Raw genomic sequence first — 21,060 nt, forward strand, 5'->3', positions numbered from 1 at the left:
TAGTAATAGAAAAGAAAAGGAAAAATTCAGGAATAACTGACTTTTATTTGAGAAGGAGAAAAATGTTTTTCCAATGCTCCTGACATAAGATTTAAAATTTCTTCTGTTTCTAATTTTGAATAAGAAACTATTTTATCTTTTTTTTCAAAATCATGAAATAAAATAGAAGAGTCCTTTCTCACATCAGCCATTCGCTTTAGAAAATCAATATTCATTCGAAATCCACCAATACTAATGTCAAGAATGCCTTCTATATTTAGTTCTTTCCCTAATGTGTCGGCTAACGATTGGTAATGGGTTTTCCATTCGGGCACTCGTAGGATGGGATCGATACAAATCCGAACCTGCCATCCATCTTTTATGGCCTGGCCTATCGCTTTTAATCTTGCTAACAATGATGGGGTACCATGTTCAATCGATTCGATGATGGACTGCGGGCTGATCGTCCAGGCAAGGATGACATTGGGATTGGGTGGGTATTTGGCAATTTGACCGTAGTTAGTTGACTTGGTTCGGATTTCCAAACTCAAATTTGGTTCGTTTGTCGCAAATTCCAACCATGCCTTGGTGGCAGGAAAGAAGGATTCTAGAGCCAAAAGGTCTGTATCGTAGGATAAAGCGAGATATAAGGATTTGTTTTTGTCCAAAAACTCTTTGGTGGCAGAAAAAAAATCTTCCCAATTGACAAATAACACGAGATTGGCGGAAGGAAACATCCCTTGTAAATAACAATATTCGCAATCATAAATACAGTTGAGGGCGAGTGTGTTGTAGTAAAAATGCGGATAAGAGAAGTTAGGTGAAAAATCGCTTCCTTTGTATAAAAATTGGTCTTTTTTTTCGGCCAAAATCAGCTTGGGAGATTCTTTTTGGATTCTAAAGTTTTGGGAATTCCGATTGAAACTATCTTTGTAATGTCGAATTGGGATAGGAACGGCATTGGGAAATCTGTTTAGAATTTCTTTTGTACGAAAATGATCTAAAATACTTTCTTCAATGTAAATATGAGAAAATGCCTTAAACATGGAGAGTTTCTCTCCACTGGTCAAAGTAGTTTTTGAGATCGGTTTTGGATTTTAAATTGATTTTGTCTGATTCCAGTGGAAAAGGAAGTTGGGATTGGGGATGGCGCAATCGGAAAAAACGAATGGATTTTTTTAAGTCATGCTTCATTGTCTCTGTTAGGCGTAGGTTTTGGATGAAAGATTCAACCAAAGGCCAATCCACAGTTTCGATGGAATCGGCATTCACCCATGGAAGAGGTCTTGTCCATTCTTCAAAAAGTCCCCCCATTGTTTTTGTCATCATGGTTTCCACATCTTCTGCTTGGCAAAATTTTCCTTCTAAATGGTCAGACACCAATTTCCCTACAGCAATGTTCTCCAAAGGAAAATAAAGAGAAGTCGCTTCAAAAAATCCTGACCCTTCCATATCCACAAGGTTTAGATTTTCTAACTCTTCCGCGTTTAAAGATATAAAACGATCTCTTTCTTTTTCTTTGGTGACTGGTCTATCAAAAGTTTTGAGACTTGTTTCTTTCTTAAATTGTGAATTTAAAATGCGATCGGGATAAAAATCTTTGAAAGAACTCACATCAGATATTTTATTGATCCAAAAAAAATCACCTAATTTGTGTTCGGATCTTCCTGAACCGGCAATTCCTAAATTCCAAACTTTCATTTGGTTGCGTTCTTCTTTGGATAATAGATGGGCAAATTCGGAAACTGCCAAAGCCATAGAGAGTTTGCCTGTTCCCGAGATAATGATATAATGATTATCTTTTTGGAAAATCCTAAATTTTCCAGAATGGGAAATGGGTTTCGCTTCTAATTTGGTCAGCCAGGGTTTGGCCTCAGAAAGAACAGCGAAAAACAATGCAGACATAGTCTAAACATGAAACAGGGGGGTTCCATGCAAAGAAAAGTTTTGTTTGCTATTTTTCTCTTTATCGGTTCTCATATCTATGCTGGAGGAAAAAAAATGTCATTCCATGATTTTAAATCCGTATCCATCCAAGGGAAGGAAGTTTCTCTTTCCGAATACAAAGGACATCCCGTCCTTGTTGTGAACGTTGCATCTAAATGTGGTTATACGCCGCAATACGATGGTTTAGAAAAAGTCCATCAAACATATAAGGATAAAGGTTTGAAAGTGGTTGGATTTCCTTCCAATGATTTTGGTGGCCAAGAACCAGGAACTGAATCCCAAATTGCTGAGTTTTGCAAACTCAACTTTGGAGTGAGTTTTGATCTCATGAAAAAAACAAAAGTTCTTGGAAACGATAAAGATCCCATCTATCAGTTTTTAACTGAAAATGCAAAAGAAAAAGGCGATGTGAAGTGGAACTTCGAAAAATTCCTCATCGATAAAAATGGGAATGTTGTTGGGAGATTTCCATCAGGAACCAAACCGGAATCTGCGGAGCTTAAACAAGCCATTGAAAATCTTCTTTAATCGATTTGTTTTATCGTTTCTTTTTGTATTTTTAAGTATTGGAATCTCTGCTGAGGAATTTACATCGTCCGTACAAATTGTTCGGACATCCACGGCAGAAACGGTTTCGATTTCTGATATTGTCAAAGAATCTTCTAAATACAATGTCATTGTTCTTGGTGAAGAACATGACAATCAGGATCTCCATCGTTTTTATGAAACTTTATTTAAAAGGATTTCGGATCTAGAGCCGACTTCCTTGTCTTTGGAGATGTTGGAACAAGATGGGCAAAATATAACCAACGAATTCTTAAATGGAAGCATCACCGAGTCTCACTTTCTTTCTTCTACTTCCCATTGGAAATCCTTCAAAACCGATTATTTACCGTTAGTTCTACTTGCGAAAGATAAAAAATTGAATGTGGTTGCTGCCAATCCACCAAGACGGTATGTAAATTTAATTTCTAGAAAGGGTTTGGCCGCCTACCGCGAGTTTTCTGATTCGGCACTTACTTTCCTTCCTCCTGCTTATAGTTTAGAAAAATATCTAACAGAAGATTACAAACAGAGGTTAATTGATTTGTTTGCCGGAGGGCACGGCGCAGGTCACGGTTCTGGAAATCCCCATTTGGTTCTCGGCCAAGCAACTTGGGACCAAGGGATGGCGGAATCAATTTCCCGCGAATTTTACAAAACCGGAAAAAAGGTAATCCATCTCAATGGTCGATTTCATTCCGATCGGAAGGGTGGTGTAGTGCATAGACTACGCGAAATGGGGCTTTCTGTGTTAGTCATCTCCGGGTTTGTCAAAGATCGGGAAGAAAGCCACGATTTTGTGAAAATCGCTGATTTTGTAATTTTAACAAACGTCCGATAAGAATAGGGAGAACCTATGTCGGAACCTTCTCCTAAATATCTCTGTCCCCATTGCCAAAAAGCATCACGTTTACCGGAACCAATTCCGAGAGAAGGTAAATTTCAGCTAACGTGCGCTCACTGCAAAGAGAAGGTAATCCTTAATTTTTCAGACTATCGATTCGAAATTTTACAAGTGGTTCCTAAAGAACCTGTCGTTTCTGACACGGCGCAGTCGTTTCAACCTTTTAAAATCCCAACGGAATCTATTGGAAAATCAAACTCCTTTAAAGAAAAACCTGAATCAAAATCCAAACCGTTTTGGGAGAGAAAGGTAGTCTTTGAAAGAGAACCGGAAGTTCGAACCTTCAAACCAAAACCACTCAAACAACGACTTCGCGATGTTAATAGTGGACGAAGTAAGTCTCCAAAATTTTCTTATGTGAAACTTGCGTTTACCGTCATTTCCATTTGTTTATTTTTATTCATTCTTGGGTTCTCTTACTTTGTTGCGGGAGTGCTGGCAACGAAAAAAGAAGTGCCTCTGTATTTGGAATCTCTATCAAAAAACATTCCAACTAAAATTTTAGATCGAAACGGACAGATGGTAAGTGAAATCTTTCAAAAAAGAACTTCCACCTTACGTTTGCAAGATTATCCAGAAGATATGATTTCCATTCTTTTGAATATTGAAGATCAAAAGTTTTTCTTTCATGGTGGGATTGATTATTCTGCCATCCTTAGAGCCTTTTTTAAAAATATTGTTAATTTAAGTTATAAACAAGGTGCCTCCACCATTACGCAACAGTTAGCAAGAATTATCTTAGATGATCGTCGCAAAAGTTTAAATCGTAAATGGCGAGAAGCACAACTGGCCTTTGCTTTAGAATCTGTTCTCACAAAAGAACAAATTTTAGAAACCTATATGAATCATGTTTATTTAGGTCATGGTGCTTTTGGATTTGGAGAGGGAGTTAAGTTTTATTTCCAGAAGAATCCAATGGAGTTAAACAAAGAAGAAATGGTGCTCCTTGCCTCTCTTCCTTCCGCACCCAACAAATACTCTCCATTAAAAAATCCAGAAGATTCCTACACTCGTGTTCGCGCCATTTTACAGATGTTTCGCAATCGTGGCATTTATCCTAACTTAGACCGAGATAAGTTTATTAGTTTTTATCATAACCTATCCACTCGTTCTCCGAACGAAACTGTTTTTGGATCTAGACAAGACATTGCACCGTATGTAACAGAACATGTTCGTGGAATTCTTTCTTCTTTGGAAGGAGACAAAAATATTTACGAAAGTGGTGGTTATACGGTGGAAACTACTTTGGATCGTGGGGCGCAAGAACTCATTGGTCCAATGGTTCGTGAATACTTGAATCGCAATCGTAAATCTGGAAAAATCCAAAAAAAACGAGTTCGAGTAAAACCGGAATCTCCTATGGATTTAGCATTCCGTCAAAAAATGGAAGAAGTATCTATTCTAAATGAAATGGTTTGGAATCCAGATAGTTTGGAATCGGAAAAAGATACAAGTTCTGTCCAAGCGGCCGTTGTGGGCATCCAACCAAACACGGGACAGGTGTTGTTTTTGCATGGTGGGGAAGAGTTTAATTCGCAAAACCAATTCAACCGCGCCACTCAAATGCGTAGACAAACGGGAAGTTCCATCAAGGCAGTGTTATATGCTTCAGCCATTGACGCCGGTGTCATCCAATCAGGAACAAGAATTTTGGATGCCCCACTTTATTACAGAGGTGGTGGTGGAAAAGAATGGGCACCTGAAAATTTGGGAGGAAGTTTTGATGGAGAAATTTCACTACGCACAGCCCTTGTAAAATCCAAAAACACAGCAGCCGTCCAAGTGGCAGAACGATTGGGTAGTGCAGGCATTGAACGTTATTTTACAAAATACTTTTTTCCAAACGATGCAGAGAAAAAAAATAGATATAGAGGAGATTTGTCTTTGGCTCTGGGAACCCTAGAGATTTCTCCCTTAGAGATGGCATCTGCTTTTACTGGTTTTGTCAACCAAGGAACAGTCAAACGTCCTTACCTCATCCAAAGAATTAAAAATGCAAAAGGTGTTGTTTTGTATGAAGTGGGCGGCACCGATGAGTTTAAATTAAAACTTCCGCCAGAACGTCAAGTGATTCGTCCCGACACAGCAGAAGTGATGGTATCTTTGCTCAGGGACAGTGGCCGTGCGAGTGGAGTTCGGAACGGTGGTTATGCGGGAGATCTAGTCGGAAAAACCGGAACCACAAACGATTATAAAGATGCTTGGTTTGTGGGCGCGAGACCCGATTTATCATTAGCCATCTGGATTGGTTATGACAATCCAAAATTTGGAATGGGCCCCAGTGGACTAGGTGGGGCAGTGGCAGCGCCACTTTGGGGAGAAATTGTATCTTCCATTGATAAAAAAAATATAATTCCTAAAATTCAATTCAGCCAACCAGTCTATGCGAAACCATATAAAATTTGTTCTTTAACAGGGAAACAAGCAGGTGTCAATTGTCCAGTGGCAAATGAATTGTATCTTTCTGATTATCCTCCAGAAGGAATTTGTACAGAAGACCATAAGGCAACACATTCAGAGAACAAAGATTTGATGAAAGGATTGTATTAGATGAAATTGATAAACCAAACTTTCATTTGTTTCATTCTAATATCCTTTTTGTCTGGGTTCTCTTCATCTCTATTTGCCAATTCATTTTATGAAGAAGGGTATGAGATGGAACAGTTGAATACTCTTTTCGCTATCCCTTTGTATGAAAAAGCATTAACACAAAAACCATCCGGAAAATTACAAAAGGCAGTAGTCTCCAGGCTTTTCTTTTTATATAAAAAACATGGAAAGTTACTGGATGCGTTATTTTTAGGAAGTAAACATCCTTCTCTCATCCCTTCCAAGGAAAGGAGTTGGATTTGGACTCATTTAAGCGAAATATATAAACCAATCTCTATCTCTGAACTTTCTGCAACCTATGTACAAGCAGCCAAAGCATCACCCGAAAAATTCTCTGAATTATCCGAGTATCTAAAAAATACCAACTCACAAAAGTTATATGAATTTGCCTCGATCATTCTTTTGAAACGCAAACAATACAAAGTGATTTTGTCGATTTATGCAGAGAACCCTTCTATGGCAAAAACTCCATTGTTTATTGGGATTTCCGAATTTAAAATAGGAGCCGATTCCGGTAAGGAATTTTTAAAAACCATTTTGGGTGAATCAGAATCAGAAAGATCTGACCAAGAAAAATCGGATGTATTGTATCTGATGGGTGTATACTATCGCCAAACAATGGAATATGATCTCTCTGCAAGATACTTTCGAATGAGTGGAAGTTTTGGTTCCAAACCGAGAGCCGATTTAGAAACAACGAAATCCCTTGTTCTAAAAGGAAATACGAAAGAAATGTGTTCCACTTATAAATTTGGTTCTTCCTCTACAGATGAAATCGAAACTCTTTTGCATTTTTATTGTTCTCCAAGTGCCAACAATTCTTGGAAACCTTATGAACCAAGCATTCGTATCTTAGCCGAAAGAGAAGGGAATGAATTTTTAACATTACTCTTTCCGGGGACTAATTAATGAAGTCATTCTCTCTTTCCTTTATCTTTCTTGTTTGTTTGATTTTATCTTCCACCAATCCCGTGTTTTCTAATTTTTTAGTCACGCCAGAACAGAATCTTCGATTGGAACTTGTGGGATCTGCCAGGGATCAAATTCGTTTTTGCAAACAGAAACCGTTACAGGTATTTGGACGTAATCAAATCGCTCCGTCGGTGACCTGTCAATTTTTACCAGAAGTAGAAGTGAGTTTGGATCATTTTTTTACGGAAGAATTGGCTGACACGGAAGAAACACAATGGGCCTTTTATGACGGAACCGGCAAACAGCTGTTTCCTGCCATATCTTGGGAAGGGCAAGAGACATTATTTTTGGTATCCGTCGTTCGTTCCAAACGAGGCCAGTTCGGAGTCCAATTGCAAAGAAAAAAAGATGGGGCTTATTTTTTCTACAGAACGAAGATTCAGAACTGGGTGATATAGATTTTCTGTTATTTAGAATCCATTTCCTTTTGTCTTAGAAACTGTAGGATCCATATGATTACGGGCAAACCCAATTCTAAACCAACATAAACATAGAGTCTGGATTCTGCTGGCATTCCGACAGTCATCATGGAAATCACTCGACCCATTCCAGACAAAAATATAGCTGCACCCATGATATAAACAAGATCGCCTTGTTTGCGGATGGTAATTGCTATCCATAAAGCGATGAAGCCGGCTCCGAGAAGAATCCCTGCTAAATAACGATATACATTATCTGCATAAGGGGTAACGGCTGTTCCATCAGGCAAGATGATGGATACACCTCGTATCAAATTGGTACTTCCACCGGAAAGGCCAATCAGAAACACGAGGACAAATAGGAACTGTAGGATTCTTTCTTTTTTGCTCATTTGAACCTTTTGTGACATTATCTGTTTTAGAGGACAATCGATAATTAGGTGGGAATGAAGTCGCTAAGGGCTTCTATTCGAATTTTTCAGACATTTTATCCATATACTCATTCGAACAAATGATCAGATAAAAAAGTTTTCAAATACAGTTCTTTCTGTTCTAAAAACCTTTGAATTCCGTTCAAAATGGTTTGAAGGGAAGTTTGAATGGTGTTAATTGTAATCCTAACAAACTGTTCCGTTGGTAAAAAGGAAAAGGAATGTGAAAGGGAAGAAAATCAATACCACCTCCCAGGTTTTTATGGAATGAATTTATTTTTTGAAATATCTGAAATTGACATAATCTATGTCAATTGATATGGCAAACTGTTTGATTATACTGAATCAATTAAGATGAAAAGAATCACTGATTCCTACTTGATTTTTTATTAAATCGTTGTATCCTTTGGCTATGGAAGATGAGTTAGAAATTCTAAAAAGCCAAATCATTTCACTCGTAAATCCATTAAAGATTATCCTTTTTGGATCAAGAGCAACTAACACTGCCGGAAAGAATAGTGATTACGATCTTTTAATCATTATGCCTGATGGTACAAATAAAAGAGAAATCGCACAATATATTTATAAGAAGGTAGATCATATCAAAATCTCATTTGATATTGTAGTGGCAACACCAGAAACTCTCAAAAAATTTGCAAATCACCGTCATTTAATATATTTTCATGCTCTTCAAGATGGTTTAGAACTTTATGCAGCATGATGACCCAGGTTCTCCAGAGGCTTGGTTAGTTCATGCAAAAAGCGACTTACTTCTGGCAAAACTTGGCGATAGAAACGATATTTTACTGAACCAACTTTGCTTTCATGCTCAACAAACTGCTGAAAAATCTTTAAAAGCTGTTTTGATAAAAGAGAATGCCGTATTTCTATTTACGCACAATATTAAAACTCTAATACTTTCTTTACCTGATCGAATTGAAAAACCTAGTTTCTTCGATGAGCTTGCCATTTTAACTGACTACGCCGTCTCTACTCGATATCCGGGTGATTATGAAGAAATTCTTGAAGCTGAATATGTAAAGGCAATTGAATTAGCTGAACTTGTTTTTAAATGGGCTAATCATTTAATTAAAAATTGATTTTTATAAATGGACGACCACGCATAACAGGTAATTGTTTGGGCAGGGAACGGACAAGTATGGAAGCGTCCTGATTCGCCCACCACAACGCTATCGCCATCCTGGCTACGCTTGCTCGGGCCCGTCACCACCCGCTTTTCCGCATCGTGCGGAAACTGCTCCTATTGTCGCAGTCGCTCGGGTTCTATTCGAATCCTTCAATTAGTTGTTAGTTGGGGTTTTCTTTGTGGTTAAAGGACTTCTTAGTTTGGGCAGGGAAGGATTCGAACCTTCGAAGGTAAAACCAGCAGATTTACAGTCTGCCCTCGTTGGCCACTTGAGTACCTACCCGAAGAAGTTGCATGGAGCCGCCTGAGGGATTTGAACCTCCGACCGGCTGTTTACAAAACAGCTGCTCTACCACTGAGCTAAGGCGGCATGCATATCCAATTTTTTGGAAAAGCGGTTAAGGTCAAATAAAAATTCTTTGAGCGGAGATGGATTCTTTCAGAATGACAGGAGATGGCATTGTTTTGGGTCAATTCTTTGATGACGATCTCCATAATTGGATTTTATTTGGGGTATTTTTTTCGAAAGAGAGACCTAAAATGGCATAGGTTCTTCAATTCACTTGGAATTTTGGCAAATCTTTCCGCGGCTGTTTATCTTTTGGGCATGAAGTATTTGTTAGGTGGTGTGGCCGAACACCAAATTTTTCCAACTGCCCCGGAAATTGTCATTCACATTCACAGATTTTTTGCAGCCATCGCACTCGTTCTTATGTTGTGTGTGGGTTATTTGGGATGGAAAAGAAAACGTAACCTGCATGTAAAATTGCATTACATCTTTTTGCCATTGTACACGATTGTTTATATCTCCGGTCTGTTATTATTTCAATCAAAACCGCTTTAAGGAATGTTCATGGAAAAAATTGAAGTCGCAAAGAAATTTGCAAAAGATATCCGAATCCAAGTAATCAAAATGGTTACGGCTGCCAACTCTGGTCACCCAGGTGGTCCACTTGGTCTTGCTGATATCTATGCGGCACTCTACACTTCCATTTTGAACCATGATCCCAAAAATCCAGAATGGCCTGAAAGGGATCGCCTCATTCTTTCTAATGGTCACGTTTGTGCCGTTCGTTATGCATCCATGGGACTTTCTGGTTATTTTCCTGTAGAAGATTTGCTTACATTTCGTAACATCAATTCATATCTCCAAGGACATCCATCCACTCGTTATATGAAAGGAATTGAATCTAGTTCGGGATCTCTTGGACAAGGTCTTTCTGTTTCTGTTGGTTTGGCTCTTGGTGCAAAATTAAAAAAAGAGACATATAAAATTTATACATGCATATCTGACGGTGAATGTGGAGAAGGAATGACTTGGGAAGCAGCACAATCTGCTGTTCACTTCAAAACTGACAACCTCATTGCTTTTATGGATCGTAACTACATTCAAATTGATGGTAATACTGAAGAAGTAATGAAGTTAGAACCATTGGATAAGAAGTTCGAGATGTTTGGTTGGAACGTAATCAATGCAGACGGACATAATATGGAAGATATCTTTGCTGCATTTGCAAAAGCAAAACAACATACTGGTGGACCAACACTCATCGTTTTTAGAACTATCTTAGGTAAAGGTGTTTCTTATATGGAAAACAATCCTAAGTGGCATGGAACTCCTCCGAACAAAGAACAAGAAGCACAAGCACTTGCGGAATTAGTATAATCTTTCAGATTCGATTGACAATTTTGTTTTTATATAGATAGTTTTTCTATGGGACAAACTTCCTTTCCTGATTTTTATCCAGACGATATCACTCGTCTATTGTATGATTGGGAAATTGCTCCTCCTGAAAAAAAACGTTTTTTATTAAAACTCATCGCTTCTCGAGTTCCTTGGCAGATCCAATTAGAATCTGCTTTGGAAGAAGTAAAAGATCCTTACTTACGAGTACAAGCTCGTAGTTTAAAATCAGAAATCACTCGTCACAGACTTCGTCATTCCTTCTTCAAGCTCACGTTACGTGGAAATACAAATCACTATAAAGATTTAGAAGAGATGTGTGTCCAACTTTCTAGTATTGGTTTTCCTGATCAAAACTATGCAGAAATCAAACATGAATTGGATCGAATCGCTCTTCGTGTGTCAGAGTTGTATGATGATCATTCTGGTTATCTGACAGATGAATTAAAAGTCCAAATCCTTTGCCAAGTTTTGTTCCAAGAAGAAGGATTTGTTGGAAACATCCAAAACTACAATGATCCAGGTAATTCTTATTTATTTCAGGTAATCAAAAGTAGGTTGGGAATCCCAATTTCCCTCTCCGTAGTGTATTTGTTAGTTGGTCAGAGATTGGGACTTCCTCTTTATGGAACCAATTTACCGCTTCATTTCCTTTTGCAATATGAATCAGAAGGTTATTTTACTTATATAGATCCATTTCATGGTGGTGTTTTGTTAGATAAATTCACTTGTGAAAAGTTTTTAGAAGCAAATGGATATACCAATTCACCTAAATATTTTACAAAAGCATCCACACTTTCTATGATCAAACGTATGTGTCGAAATTTAATTCATATCTATCGGGACAACCAAACCAAAGAAATGGAAAATACCATCAAAGATCATTTGCAGATTTTAGAAAGCCGATCCACCCATGTGGAATAATGAATGAAATCAAATCTTCGTATCCAATCCATATTATCTAAGTTTGATAAAAATTTAGATGGAATCATTAAAGAAGACATTCCTGTTCTTAAAAAAATCAAAAAACATGTCATCACCTCTGGTGGAAAACGGATTCGGCCTTTTTCTCATTATCTATTTTGCCAATTTTTAAATGTAAAACAAGCTAGTTGGCTTGATGTCGGAAGTGTTGCCGAACTCATTCATGCCGCCAGTTTACTTCACGATGATGTAGTAGACAACGCACCTATTCGGCGTGGGAAACCAACCATTGGATCATTGTTTGGAAACAAAACCGCCATCCTTGCCGGCGACTATCTGTTAGCTTGTGGAATCAGTAGACTCAACTCTCTAGGAAATCCGGAACTTATGGAAATTTTTTCCCAAGTTTTGAAAGATCTTTCTGTGAGCGAACTTTTGCAAATGGAATGGGAAAAAAATCCCAAAATTTCTTTGAAAGTTTATGATTCCATTATTTACGGAAAAACTGCTTCGCTTTTTGGGGTTTGTACAGAATCTGCAGCCATCCTCGCAAATAAATCGAAAAAGGAAAGAGCGCTTGTTCGTGATTTTGGTGTTAGGTTGGGAAAACTTTTCCAAAAGAAAGATGATTGTTTGGATTATTTTGTTGATTCGAGCGCGAGTGGTAAGGAATTTTTAAAAGATTTTAAAAATGGACTCTATACCTATCCCGTTCTTGTTCTGAGAGATCATTTGGGTCTTATCGAAAAAAGAAAGTTGGAATCTGTATTTAAAAAAGAAGAAAGAAGTGCAGGCGATGAAACCTACATTCTTGGCCTTATGGAATCTAAAAAGATTTCTGAAAAACTTCATAAAGAATTAAGTGCTGAAAAAAACTATCTACTTGGTTTTCTAAATCAGTTTCCAGGAAGCGCAGAACGTCAGTTATTTGTCGAACAATTGGATCGATTGACTTAGGTTTCTTCTACGAATGGTTCGTCTGGATCGATGAACTCGATGACAGGTAATAAAACCGAAAAACAAGTTCTACCCGGTTCTGATTCTATTTGAATATTTCCTTTGTGTTTTTCTATAATTGATTTTGTAATTCCAAGACCCATTCCTGTTCCTTCTCCATGGTCCTTGGTAGTAAAAAAGGGATCAAAAATTTTATTCTGAATTTCTAGTGGAATTCCTGGGCCATTATCAATCACCTTGATCTCCACTTTATTTCCCTTTTGTTCGGTAGTGATCATCAGATTTCCTTTTTGATCCATTGCCTCTAAACCGTTTAAAATCAAATTGGTCCATACTCGTATTAAATCTTCTGGCCAACCAAGGATGGTTGCATCTGTAATAAAAGTTTTTTTCAGAGAAACTTTTCCGCGCATTCTATATTGGTAAATGGTAAGAACTGTTTCTATATTATCTAGTAATGTGAAAATACGTCTCTCTTCTGCTTTTGTTACGCGAGAAAAGTTTTTTAGAGCCAAAATCGTTTTGGAAGATCGATCTACTGCAATTTGAATGATAGATAAGTGAAGCCTAAAGTTTTTTTCTTCTAAGATTAAGTTAGAGAGTTTTTCCTGTCCTTTTTTTAATAACTTAATTTCTTCATCATATAAATTTGTAATTCCAACATCTAAAAATCTTTCGATTATGGGTTCTTCGTATTCAAGATCATGGTCGTTAAAGATTTTTTTAAGACCTGCTTTTTTGTCTTTCCTTTCTGTATAACTTGCCACAAGTCCAAAATCGGATTGGAAACTGAGAATTTGTTTCATGGTTTTGATTTCAGAAGGTGTGAGAGAAGAATAAATATTTTCTTTGTTTCCTAAGTTCTTTATCTCATTTTCTTTTGATTCAATGAGTGTTTCTATAGAGGCTTTGATCGCACTTAACGGATTATTGATTTCATGGGCAACACCCGCAATTAATTTTCCTAGTTCCGACATCTTTTCTGAAAACACAAGTTTACTTTCTGTATGACTAATTTGTAATAATGCTTTTTCTAATTCTTCTTTTTGTGTTTGGATTTCTTTGGTACGTTCGATCACCATGGTTTCTAATTCAGCATTTTCTTTGGTGACAGTTTCTTCTTTTTTGATACGGGTTTGGATTTGAAATTTTGAAATGGCAATGGTGAAGATTGTCATTTGTAGGGCAGCACCAATTTCATTGGCAGAACTTAAAAAAGGATAGGATGGTAATAATCCAAGGTTTGTCAAAATGAGCAGGCTTGCGCTCACTTGCCTCACGAAGAAGGCATAAAATAATACATTCGCGTTTTCCTTTTTTTTGATTAAACTATAAATGGCATAACTAAAAGTAACAGTAGTAAGAATCAAACTATTAGAATAAATAAACCGAAAGTACATTTGTAAATCGATGAATACAATCAGAATGGAAACCAACATAAATATCGCATAAACAACGAAATATCTATCAGCATTTGGATACTTTTCTTTGGTGTGTAAAAACTCACGTAAAAAAATGACAAGACCAAATGGTGTTAGTGAAATAAGGCCAGGCACATATCGATAAAACCATTCAAAATTACTGGCACCATATTCATACAATAGGCCGGATCTTAAAGTGTTTGTGAATAAAATGGTTAGGGTAGCAAAGGTGAGTAGTAGATAAACTTTTTCTCTTAACAAAACAAACTGCGTTGCTGATAACAAACAAACTAAAATACAAAGTCCTAAATGGAAGCCCTGCCATAACGATATCGATTTGGTATATTGAAGTAAACTGGATTCGTTTCGAATTTGAAAATTAATTCGATGAGCATCATCTGAACGAATTTTAAATAAATAAGTACCTTTTTCTTTTGCTGGTAAAACAAACCCACCTGTAAACAAAACATCAGGATGTTTTTTTCTTAAAAGCCCTGTTTGGATCTCAGAAATTATTTTATCATTTTGGGACAACGTAACATCCAATTCGGAGATCATTCCATTTTCAAAATGAAAATATCTAGAGGCATTATCTTCGAACTGGATTCGGTAGTAGTGGTAGTCCTCGGTAAATCCGAAATAAAAATGATGATTATAATCTTTTGGATGTAATTCCGAAAGTTTTGTGTTGGGGTTTGTTCCTAGATGCCAAAGCCCCAAACTTCCTTCTGCTCCAAGAGCGAAAGGAAGTAGAAGAAGGCAAAAAAGAATTCGATACAATCTCTTTAAGGTTGGTAAATTGATTTATTGTGGAACGATATTCGGTGCGTTACATTTGATAGTGCCGCGAATGATCACAGATTTTGCATCTGTTGTTGTATTTTGCACTAAACAAGTTTTGTTGTCGGATGTGAAACATTGTGTTGTGGAAGTTCCCGATGTACAATTCACACTATCCAATGTATTACAAGAAAGAAGGACATTTGTAGAAGACGATGCGGTATTACTGTATGTTCCATTTAGAGTGATTTCTAAATTAAAAAAGGAAATTTGTTGGGCACTTTGTAGAGCCGTATCAATATTGATCCCTTGGTTAAACCACTCTACGGTTCCTTGAGTCCCTTGGACAGTTTTACCAAATGCACCACCAGCCAAAACAAATCCTTGTTGTGGATCTATCTTTCCTTGGATCTGTGTGCTATCGTAAGTAAAACGAAGGTTGAGTGTTTCTTTCGTTTTGAAGATCAACTGTGAAATGACCGTGAAACGAGTGTTATTGGTTGTACTGGTGGATCCAGTGGTTCCTGTAGTGGTCCCCGTCCCCGTGGTGCTTGTGGTTGCCGGAGTGGCTTGTCCGCAGCTGGTCGTGATATCGCTATCGACCTCTCCTAAGAAGTAGAGCCCCGGTTCTCCATCTGCAAGCATAGATAACTCTGCTTTATTTTCATTTTTGAGACCACAAGCGGCAAAAACGGAAGAAAATACCAAAAGAATAGCTATAGATCGGAACATACCATCCAATCGTCACAGGAATTCGTTCTTGGGTCAAGAGGATTCAGAATTTCCTTGGGAATTTTAAACGAAATTAGAATCTTGTCCAATGGGCTCTATTTTCGGTCTAAGAGGAGTGTTTTCTATCCAGGGACCGAGATCGATTTATGTCTATTCCCTAGTCATTGGACTCCTTTCTGGATTTGGTGCCTATGGATTCAATTGGGTTCTAACTTGGACAGAATCCTTTACCTTTGGTAGCCTTATGGGTTATAATCCCGGTATCCCTTCTGGTGATATGCATTTCCATTCCATTGGAACGGTTGGGCCCATCTCTCCTCTTTGGATTGTTTTTTTGCCAGCGATTGGTGGCCTTCTTGTTGGTATCATCACAAATTTCTTTTGTATGGAAGCACAAGGGGGAGGAACCGATTCTCTTATTTATGCCTTTCACTTTAAAGAAGGAAAAATCCAGGCCAAAGTTCCATTTTTCAAAGCGATTGCCACAATACTCACGTTAGGTTCTGGTGGGTCAGGTGGAAAGGAAGGACCAACGGCACAAATTGGTGCAGGGTTTGGCTCTAGTCTTGCTGGGTATTTAGGGGCTGGGGCTCGTGCCCGCAGAACCTTGATGTTGGCCGGAACCGCAGGAGGACTGGGAGCAATTTTTCGTGCACCACTTGGTGGAGCCATTACTGCCGTAGAGATGGTGTACCAAGAAGATATCGAAAGTGATTCACTGGTACCTTGCATTCTTTCATCTGTCACAGCTTATTTAACTTATACAAGTATCGCGGGAAGTGGATCAATATTTTCTGCACAAGAATATAGCCTTAACGACTACAGGCATATTCCTTTATACATTGTGCTTGGACTCCTTTGTTATGTGGTTGGTTTTTTCTTTGTAAAGGTATATCATTTTGTGCAGGATGTTTTTTCGAAACTTCCTTTGCCAAACTTTTTAAAACCAGCGTTTGGTGGTCTCATTGTTGGTTGTATCGCTTTATTATTTCCGGAAGTATTGGGTTCTGGATTTGGCCTGATCCAAAGAATGATCAACGGTGAAGTATTAGAATCCACCAGTTTTGGATTTTCTGGTCCGTTTTTTCTTTTAGCAGTGGCTCTATTTAAAGTGTTTTCCACTTCTCTCACTGTTGGTTCCGGAAGTTCCGGAGGATTACTTGGCCCTTCTTTTGCCATCGGTGGTATGTTAGGTGCCTTTGTTGGTTCGATGGCTCAAACTTTATTCCCAGAATTGAATATTATTATCTTTCCTTTCCTTCTCGTGGGTATGGGTTCTTTTTTTGCTGGTGTGGCGAGAGCTCCTATTGCTGGAATGATTATGGTTTGTGATATGATTGGAAGTTATGAACTTTTACCTCCACTCATGATTGTGTCTGTGATTGCTGTGGTTTTATCCCATAAGTTCTCTATCTACAGAAACCAAATCAAAAACAGATTTTTGTCACCCTCTCACCATTGGGATATGAACCAAGACATTATGGATCGAATTCGTATCACCGATCATTTTACTGAATTTCGAAAGTATGCAATGGTCTCCGAACATGTATCTTTAACAGAATTACAAACCAATGCACCTGGGATCCAAGCCAGTGATTTCATTCTCATTGGAGTAGGGGAAGAGTATAAAGGAATTGTATCACTTCGAAAAAATAGAATCCTTCCAGAATTTGAAGAGGATTTAAAAAATCTCATCACTTGCGGAGAAATTGTGCAAGATGTTCCTTCTGTTGACAGAAATGACACATTAGGCAAGGCTCTTCAAATTCTTTTAGAATATGATGTCGACAAACTTGCGATTGTTGAAGATGGTAAATGTATGGGTTATTTGCGTTACATTGATTTGTTCAATGCATACCAAAATGAAGTGAAAAATAAACAACGTAAGTCAGTATGAGATTCTCTAGTCATTTTATGAAATTTTTACCCGTTTCACTTAGCAAAATTTTCCCACGATTTTTCTTCTTCATTTTATTTGGGTTTATGGCTCTACTTTTCAATTGTTTTGGAGCAAGGCAAGTGGTGGAGAAAAAACCTGATTCCCATATCAAACCCATTGTCATCCCTCCTCAATATTTAAAACCCATTGTGGGCCGTGTGGAATGGGTCGAATTTCCCAATTGGAAACTCAAACTACGAGCGAGAGTGGATACTGGTGCAAAATCTTGTTCCATTCATGCAGTGAATATAGAAAGGATCACCGAAAATGGTGAGGTTTTTGTTTTTTTTGATACCTTTGTGGATGAAAAACCAGTTCGATTGAAAAGTAAGTTTGTTAAGGAAGCAAAAGTAACGAGCACCAGTGGTGTTTCGGAAACTAGAATCATTATCAGTGAAGTCATGAAGATGGGAAAGTATAAAGAGGAAGTCATTATCAATTTGAATGATAGAACCAATTTAACTTATCCCATTTTGATTGGGCGAAATTTTCTTATGGGAAAATTTCTCGTAGATGTTTCTTTATCCCACGCGTTAGGAGATTAGTTTGGATCGTAAAACATTAATTACAGTATCCATACTGATCATTTTACCTATAGTTTCGATTCTTTATAAGTTAAATGTCGCTGAACTTTCATTACTTCCTGTCGAAGTGGATGATACTGTTAATTTGCAGGTTGTGATCCAACCAAAAGAAAACGTTGCCATTTCCGAAGTCACTTTTCCTATTCCAAAACAATTCATCCAATCCAGAGTTTTAAAATCCAATACCAAAATTGAAGATTTAGATTTTAGGCTTCAAAAAAAACAATACGGACATTTAGGAATCTGGGAAGGAGAGGATTGGAATTCATCCATCGGATATTATGCAAAAATAAAAATCCTTCCTTATTCGCATACCCAACCGGAACCGGAAATTCCACAAACGACTGGAAAACAAAACACAAAAGAACCTTATTATCTTTCTTTGAAAAACTTTTCTCCCGAAGAAATTCGGTTAGCAAAAAAATTGTTTGAACAGATCCATCCTTATGACAAAGACAATGTGGCCGCTGCCAAACAAATTTATTACTTTATTTCTGAAGAAGTTTTAAACACAACTAGAGAGATTACTCTTTCTGATACCGTTCGTTTGAACAACGGTAGTGCCTATACGCAGGCAATTTTGTTTTCGTTACTTTGTAGGATGAAAGGAATTCAAACAAGGACAGTTGCTGGTTTTGATTTATCCAAACAAAACGGAAAAGATAATAAAACAAAACTTAGTTTTTGGAATGAAATTCGAATCCATGGAAAATGGTATTTTGTTTCCACTTACAAAAATATATTTGCCGGCCATGTAAATGGTTATTTACCACTTTGGAAATCTGTAGAAGAAAGAAGGTCTCTCGGCGAAGATCCGGCTACCTTTCGTTATACAGCTTACATTACAAAATCAAATGTAAATCGTTATAATTTTAAAGAGTATAGTGAGGAAGTTGCGTCAAGTAATAGTTTCCTCCGATATTATTCTTTGTATAGTTTACCAACACCGTTACAAAATTTGTTTCGATTGGTAATTTTGATTCCTATTGGGGCTTTGGTTTTGTCTGTTGCTCGGAATATGATTGGGATTCCCACCTTTGGAATTTTTACTCCTATTTTACTTGCGATGTTTTTTTATGAAACAAACCTACTTTTTGGAATTGGTTTTTTTCTTTTGATGATTGGGCTTGGATTTTTTGAAAGATATGCTTTGGATAAATACTATCTACTTGCAGTTCCAAGACTTTCTATCCTTCTCACAATTACCGTGATTACCTTGATTTTATTTTCAGTTCTCAATGAAGAAATTTCGTTTTTCAATCAAATGAGTGTTACTTTATTTCCTATTGTGATCACTACTATTTTTGTAGAACGATTTTCCATTATGATTATTGAAGAAGGTGTATTACATACCTTTGTGACTTTGCTCGGAACTTTGTTTATCGCACTGATCAGTTATATGATTTTCTTTTTTGGTTCCCTACAAATTCTCTTTTTTACACATCCTGAATTGTTATTTGTCGTAATTGCAATCCAGATCCTACTCGGTCAGTACAAAGGGTATCGAATATCAGAGTTATTCCGATTTAAGGAAATTTTTAAGTCGTGATTTCTCTTTTTAAGAAATTTGAGGAAAACGGAATCCTTGGAATCAATCGGAGGGTTGGTGAATACATTCTTCCCTATAATCCAAGGGAATATTATCCCTTAGTGGATGATAAATGGAAAACGGCAGAACTTGCTAGACAGTTCCATGTTCCGATGCCTCATCATTATGGTGTTGTGGATGCATTTGGTGGGATACGGAATACTCGTGAGTTAATTCAAAATCGGCCTGGTTTTGTCGTAAAGCCAGCTAACGGTGGTATGGGGAACGGAATTCTTGTGATTTCTGGTGAATCCCAAACCAAAAATGGAAACATCCAATATCATAAAGTTGATGAAAAAACCATTTCCGAAAAAGAACTAAATCATCATATATCGGGCATTTTATCGGGGCTTTATTCTTTGGATGGAAATTCTGATTCTTGTGTTTTGCAGGAACGATTGGAATGTCATTCTTTCTTCAAAGATATTTCTTTTCGTGGGATCCCTGACATTCGGGTCATTGTTTTTTTAGGATATCCTGTTATGGCAATGTTACGTTTGCCCACAAAAGAATCAGGGGGAAGGGCGAATCTCCACCAAGGTGCTCTGGGTGTAGGTGTTGACCTGAAAACAGGAACTCTTACCCACGCAGTATGTAATGATAAAATCATTCACCTTCATCCAGACACAAAACAAACATTAAGCGGAAGAGTCATTCCTCATTGGGAGACCATTTTGGAAATGTCGTCTAGATGTTACGATATGTCCGGACTTGGATATTTGGGAGTGGATATAGTTTTGGATGAAACGCGAGGGCCATTGTTACTGGAAATGAATGCAAGGCCAGGTCTTGGAATTCAAATAGCGAATCGGATGGGACTTGTTGATCGTTTGCGTTTGGTGGAGGAGATAAAGGATTCGGCAGATGGTCCTAAGACCCGAGTCCACCGAATGTTTCAAGAGTTGTAAAAGAAAACTTTTGTTTTAAGCGTTTTGTTTTGCTGTAACAAATACAGTGCGATTGAGAAAAGCCATAGATCCAAAAAGGATTCCTGAATAAACTAAGTCGCCAGCAATTGAGTTTTGGAAAAAAGGAATGGCAAGTGTAAAACAAGTCACAAGACCTGAAACATCCAAACTGTACATTCCACTAGTTGCCCAAACAGCAAGGTTTGTGAGAATAAAGAACACAACCGATCCAATCACTGTAAAACCAAAAGATTTAGTTAGGGAAGTTCCAATTTGTTTTCCAAAGAGGACTGATAAAATCATAAATCCATAAACAACTGGCATAAGGTCATGAAACCCGATGAAGTAATCGGAAACAAACATCGCTAAGATAGGAACAAAAAGAGCAAGTCGTCTGTCTGTCAAATAAGCACCCGCAAACAAAGAAACGGCCAAAATAGGCGTAAAATTAGGTGGGTGTGGTAGAATACGGCTGATGACAGTAGCGATCACCATTAGGATGGCAACGGAGACACGAGATTGGAACATAGGGATAGACTCAGATAAGGGGGGGGCTTTCGCAAGATAAAATTTCCGTTTGCTTCCCGCAAG

The 21,060-nt window shown here is 37.6% G+C and carries 21 protein-coding genes and 2 tRNA genes; 15 read left to right on the top strand and 8 right to left on the bottom strand.

What is annotated here, in order from left to right; genetic code table 11:
- Positions 1–26: 26 nt before the first annotated feature.
- Positions 27–1,025, bottom strand: a complete 999-nt coding sequence (locus EHQ70_RS11220; protein ID WP_135586427.1) for an SPL family radical SAM protein — start codon at positions 1,023–1,025, stop codon at positions 27–29.
- On the bottom strand, positions 1,018–1,884 hold the full coding sequence (locus tag EHQ70_RS11225) for a phosphorylase (RefSeq protein ID WP_135586429.1): 867 nt from the start codon (positions 1,882–1,884) through the stop codon (positions 1,018–1,020). The genes EHQ70_RS11220 and EHQ70_RS11225 overlap by 8 nt, the downstream gene beginning before the upstream one ends.
- 9 nt (positions 1,885–1,893) lie before the next feature.
- Here EHQ70_RS11225 and EHQ70_RS11230 point away from each other — a divergent pair, with 9 nt between their 5' ends.
- From EHQ70_RS11230 to EHQ70_RS11250, 5 genes are read left to right on the top strand one after another with little or no spacing between them, the layout of a single operon-like run.
- Positions 1,894–2,454: a glutathione peroxidase gene (locus EHQ70_RS11230; RefSeq protein WP_135586431.1), complete on the top strand. Its 561-nt coding sequence runs from the start codon at positions 1,894–1,896 to the stop codon at positions 2,452–2,454.
- Positions 2,438–3,310, top strand: a complete 873-nt coding sequence (locus tag EHQ70_RS11235) for a ChaN family lipoprotein (RefSeq protein ID WP_135586433.1) — start codon at positions 2,438–2,440, stop codon at positions 3,308–3,310. The genes EHQ70_RS11230 and EHQ70_RS11235 overlap by 17 nt, the downstream gene beginning before the upstream one ends.
- Before the next feature lie 15 nt (positions 3,311–3,325).
- Positions 3,326–5,923, top strand: a complete 2,598-nt coding sequence (locus tag EHQ70_RS11240) for a transglycosylase domain-containing protein (RefSeq protein ID WP_135586435.1) — start codon at positions 3,326–3,328, stop codon at positions 5,921–5,923.
- Positions 5,924–6,892 carry a hypothetical protein gene (locus EHQ70_RS11245; protein ID WP_135586437.1) on the top strand — a complete coding sequence of 323 codons (969 nt, stop codon included), beginning with the start codon at positions 5,924–5,926 and terminating at the stop codon, positions 6,890–6,892.
- Positions 6,892–7,353, top strand: coding sequence for a hypothetical protein (locus tag EHQ70_RS11250; RefSeq protein ID WP_135586439.1), 462 nt, complete (start codon positions 6,892–6,894; stop codon positions 7,351–7,353). Before EHQ70_RS11245 ends, EHQ70_RS11250 begins: the two co-directional genes overlap by 1 nt.
- A gap of 8 nt (positions 7,354–7,361) precedes the next feature.
- On the opposite strand, the gene EHQ70_RS11255 is transcribed toward EHQ70_RS11250, so the two are convergent.
- On the bottom strand, positions 7,362–7,766 hold the full coding sequence (locus EHQ70_RS11255; protein ID WP_167481708.1) for a DUF4345 domain-containing protein: 405 nt from the start codon (positions 7,764–7,766) through the stop codon (positions 7,362–7,364).
- 451 nt (positions 7,767–8,217) lie between these two features.
- On the opposite strand from EHQ70_RS11255, the gene EHQ70_RS11260 reads away from it, so the two are divergent.
- Both EHQ70_RS11260 and EHQ70_RS11265 read left to right on the top strand, forming a co-directional pair.
- Entirely contained in the window at positions 8,218–8,526 is a 309-nt protein-coding gene (locus EHQ70_RS11260; RefSeq protein WP_208729540.1) for a nucleotidyltransferase domain-containing protein, read from the top strand.
- The gene (locus EHQ70_RS11265) at positions 8,516–8,905 is read left to right on the top strand and encodes a HEPN domain-containing protein (RefSeq protein ID WP_135586445.1); all 390 of its coding nucleotides are present in this window, start codon (positions 8,516–8,518) and stop codon (positions 8,903–8,905) included. Before EHQ70_RS11260 ends, EHQ70_RS11265 begins: the two co-directional genes overlap by 11 nt.
- Before the next feature lie 248 nt (positions 8,906–9,153).
- Here EHQ70_RS11265 and EHQ70_RS11270 read toward each other — a convergent pair.
- Both EHQ70_RS11270 and EHQ70_RS11275 read right to left on the bottom strand, forming a co-directional pair.
- Positions 9,154–9,235: transfer RNA gene (locus tag EHQ70_RS11270), tRNA-Tyr, on the bottom strand.
- Positions 9,236–9,247: 12 nt separating this feature from the next.
- Positions 9,248–9,322 (bottom strand) — tRNA-Thr (locus EHQ70_RS11275).
- A gap of 84 nt (positions 9,323–9,406) precedes the next feature.
- On the opposite strand from EHQ70_RS11275, the gene EHQ70_RS11280 reads away from it, so the two are divergent.
- From EHQ70_RS11280 to EHQ70_RS11295, 4 genes are read left to right on the top strand one after another with little or no spacing between them, the layout of a single operon-like run.
- On the top strand, positions 9,407–9,796 hold the full coding sequence (locus EHQ70_RS11280) for a hypothetical protein (RefSeq protein ID WP_135586447.1): 390 nt from the start codon (positions 9,407–9,409) through the stop codon (positions 9,794–9,796).
- Between the two features lie 9 nt (positions 9,797–9,805).
- A complete protein-coding gene (locus tag EHQ70_RS11285) occupies positions 9,806–10,618 on the top strand; it encodes a transketolase (protein ID WP_135586449.1) in 813 nt (270 codons plus the stop codon).
- 48 nt (positions 10,619–10,666) lie between these two features.
- Complete coding sequence (locus tag EHQ70_RS11290; protein WP_135586450.1) at positions 10,667–11,560, top strand: transglutaminase-like domain-containing protein; 894 nt, start codon at positions 10,667–10,669, stop codon at positions 11,558–11,560.
- Between the two features lie 3 nt (positions 11,561–11,563).
- Positions 11,564–12,517 carry a polyprenyl synthetase family protein gene (locus EHQ70_RS11295; protein ID WP_135586452.1) on the top strand — a complete coding sequence of 318 codons (954 nt, stop codon included), beginning with the start codon at positions 11,564–11,566 and terminating at the stop codon, positions 12,515–12,517.
- Here EHQ70_RS11295 and EHQ70_RS11300 read toward each other — a convergent pair.
- Both EHQ70_RS11300 and EHQ70_RS11305 read right to left on the bottom strand, forming a co-directional pair.
- Positions 12,514–14,718 carry a sensor histidine kinase gene (locus tag EHQ70_RS11300; RefSeq protein WP_135586454.1) on the bottom strand — a complete coding sequence of 735 codons (2,205 nt, stop codon included), beginning with the start codon at positions 14,716–14,718 and terminating at the stop codon, positions 12,514–12,516. The genes EHQ70_RS11295 and EHQ70_RS11300 overlap by 4 nt on opposite strands.
- 24 nt (positions 14,719–14,742) lie before the next feature.
- The gene (locus tag EHQ70_RS11305; RefSeq protein ID WP_135586456.1) at positions 14,743–15,450 is read right to left on the bottom strand and encodes an LIC10920 family plasminogen-binding lipoprotein; all 708 of its coding nucleotides are present in this window, start codon (positions 15,448–15,450) and stop codon (positions 14,743–14,745) included.
- An 88-nt stretch (positions 15,451–15,538) separates the two neighbouring features.
- Between EHQ70_RS11305 and EHQ70_RS11310 the strand changes: the two genes are divergently transcribed.
- From EHQ70_RS11310 to EHQ70_RS11325, 4 genes are read left to right on the top strand one after another with little or no spacing between them, the layout of a single operon-like run.
- Positions 15,539–17,347 carry a chloride channel protein gene (locus tag EHQ70_RS11310; protein ID WP_135586458.1) on the top strand — a complete coding sequence of 603 codons (1,809 nt, stop codon included), beginning with the start codon at positions 15,539–15,541 and terminating at the stop codon, positions 17,345–17,347.
- The gene (locus EHQ70_RS11315; RefSeq protein WP_135586460.1) at positions 17,344–17,934 is read left to right on the top strand and encodes an ATP-dependent zinc protease family protein; all 591 of its coding nucleotides are present in this window, start codon (positions 17,344–17,346) and stop codon (positions 17,932–17,934) included. Before EHQ70_RS11310 ends, EHQ70_RS11315 begins: the two co-directional genes overlap by 4 nt.
- A gap of 1 nt (position 17,935) precedes the next feature.
- Entirely contained in the window at positions 17,936–19,522 is a 1,587-nt protein-coding gene (locus tag EHQ70_RS11320; RefSeq protein WP_135586462.1) for a 7TM domain-containing protein, read from the top strand.
- The gene (locus tag EHQ70_RS11325) at positions 19,519–20,469 is read left to right on the top strand and encodes an alpha-L-glutamate ligase-like protein (RefSeq protein ID WP_135586464.1); all 951 of its coding nucleotides are present in this window, start codon (positions 19,519–19,521) and stop codon (positions 20,467–20,469) included. The genes EHQ70_RS11320 and EHQ70_RS11325 overlap by 4 nt, the downstream gene beginning before the upstream one ends.
- 15 nt (positions 20,470–20,484) lie before the next feature.
- On the opposite strand, the gene EHQ70_RS11330 is transcribed toward EHQ70_RS11325, so the two are convergent.
- Positions 20,485–20,997, bottom strand: coding sequence for a DUF6580 family putative transport protein (locus EHQ70_RS11330; RefSeq protein WP_135586466.1), 513 nt, complete (start codon positions 20,995–20,997; stop codon positions 20,485–20,487).
- Between the last annotated feature and the right edge of the window lie 63 nt (positions 20,998–21,060).

It is taken from the genome of Leptospira congkakensis (genome assembly GCF_004770265.1).
Lineage (GTDB): Bacteria > Spirochaetota > Leptospiria > Leptospirales > Leptospiraceae > Leptospira_A > Leptospira_A congkakensis.

What these genes read in the sequence shown, in the direction of transcription:
- EHQ70_RS11290 (WP_135586450.1), top strand. Translation starts at nt 10,667, where the DNA reads ATGGGACAAACTTCCTTTCCTGATTTTTATCCAGACGATATCACTCGT.
- EHQ70_RS11310 (WP_135586458.1), top strand. Translation starts at nt 15,539, where the DNA reads ATGGGCTCTATTTTCGGTCTAAGAGGAGTGTTTTCTATCCAGGGACCG.
- EHQ70_RS11240 (WP_135586435.1), top strand. Translation starts at nt 3,326, where the DNA reads ATGTCGGAACCTTCTCCTAAATATCTCTGTCCCCATTGCCAAAAAGCA.
- EHQ70_RS11295 (WP_135586452.1), top strand. Translation starts at nt 11,564, where the DNA reads ATGAAATCAAATCTTCGTATCCAATCCATATTATCTAAGTTTGATAAA.
- EHQ70_RS11305 (WP_135586456.1), bottom strand. Translation starts at nt 15,450, where the DNA reads ATGTTCCGATCTATAGCTATTCTTTTGGTATTTTCTTCCGTTTTTGCC.
- EHQ70_RS11245 (WP_135586437.1), top strand. Translation starts at nt 5,924, where the DNA reads ATGAAATTGATAAACCAAACTTTCATTTGTTTCATTCTAATATCCTTT.
- EHQ70_RS11250 (WP_135586439.1), top strand. Translation starts at nt 6,892, where the DNA reads ATGAAGTCATTCTCTCTTTCCTTTATCTTTCTTGTTTGTTTGATTTTA.
- EHQ70_RS11265 (WP_135586445.1), top strand. Translation starts at nt 8,516, where the DNA reads ATGCAGCATGATGACCCAGGTTCTCCAGAGGCTTGGTTAGTTCATGCA.
- EHQ70_RS11280 (WP_135586447.1), top strand. Translation starts at nt 9,407, where the DNA reads ATGGCATTGTTTTGGGTCAATTCTTTGATGACGATCTCCATAATTGGA.
- EHQ70_RS11255 (WP_167481708.1), bottom strand. Translation starts at nt 7,766, where the DNA reads ATGAGCAAAAAAGAAAGAATCCTACAGTTCCTATTTGTCCTCGTGTTT.
- EHQ70_RS11225 (WP_135586429.1), bottom strand. Translation starts at nt 1,884, where the DNA reads ATGTCTGCATTGTTTTTCGCTGTTCTTTCTGAGGCCAAACCCTGGCTG.
- EHQ70_RS11260 (WP_208729540.1), top strand. Translation starts at nt 8,218, where the DNA reads ATGGAAGATGAGTTAGAAATTCTAAAAAGCCAAATCATTTCACTCGTA.
- EHQ70_RS11330 (WP_135586466.1), bottom strand. Translation starts at nt 20,997, where the DNA reads ATGTTCCAATCTCGTGTCTCCGTTGCCATCCTAATGGTGATCGCTACT.
- EHQ70_RS11315 (WP_135586460.1), top strand. Translation starts at nt 17,344, where the DNA reads ATGAGATTCTCTAGTCATTTTATGAAATTTTTACCCGTTTCACTTAGC.
- EHQ70_RS11230 (WP_135586431.1), top strand. Translation starts at nt 1,894, where the DNA reads ATGAAACAGGGGGGTTCCATGCAAAGAAAAGTTTTGTTTGCTATTTTT.
- EHQ70_RS11220 (WP_135586427.1), bottom strand. Translation starts at nt 1,025, where the DNA reads ATGTTTAAGGCATTTTCTCATATTTACATTGAAGAAAGTATTTTAGAT.
- EHQ70_RS11285 (WP_135586449.1), top strand. Translation starts at nt 9,806, where the DNA reads ATGGAAAAAATTGAAGTCGCAAAGAAATTTGCAAAAGATATCCGAATC.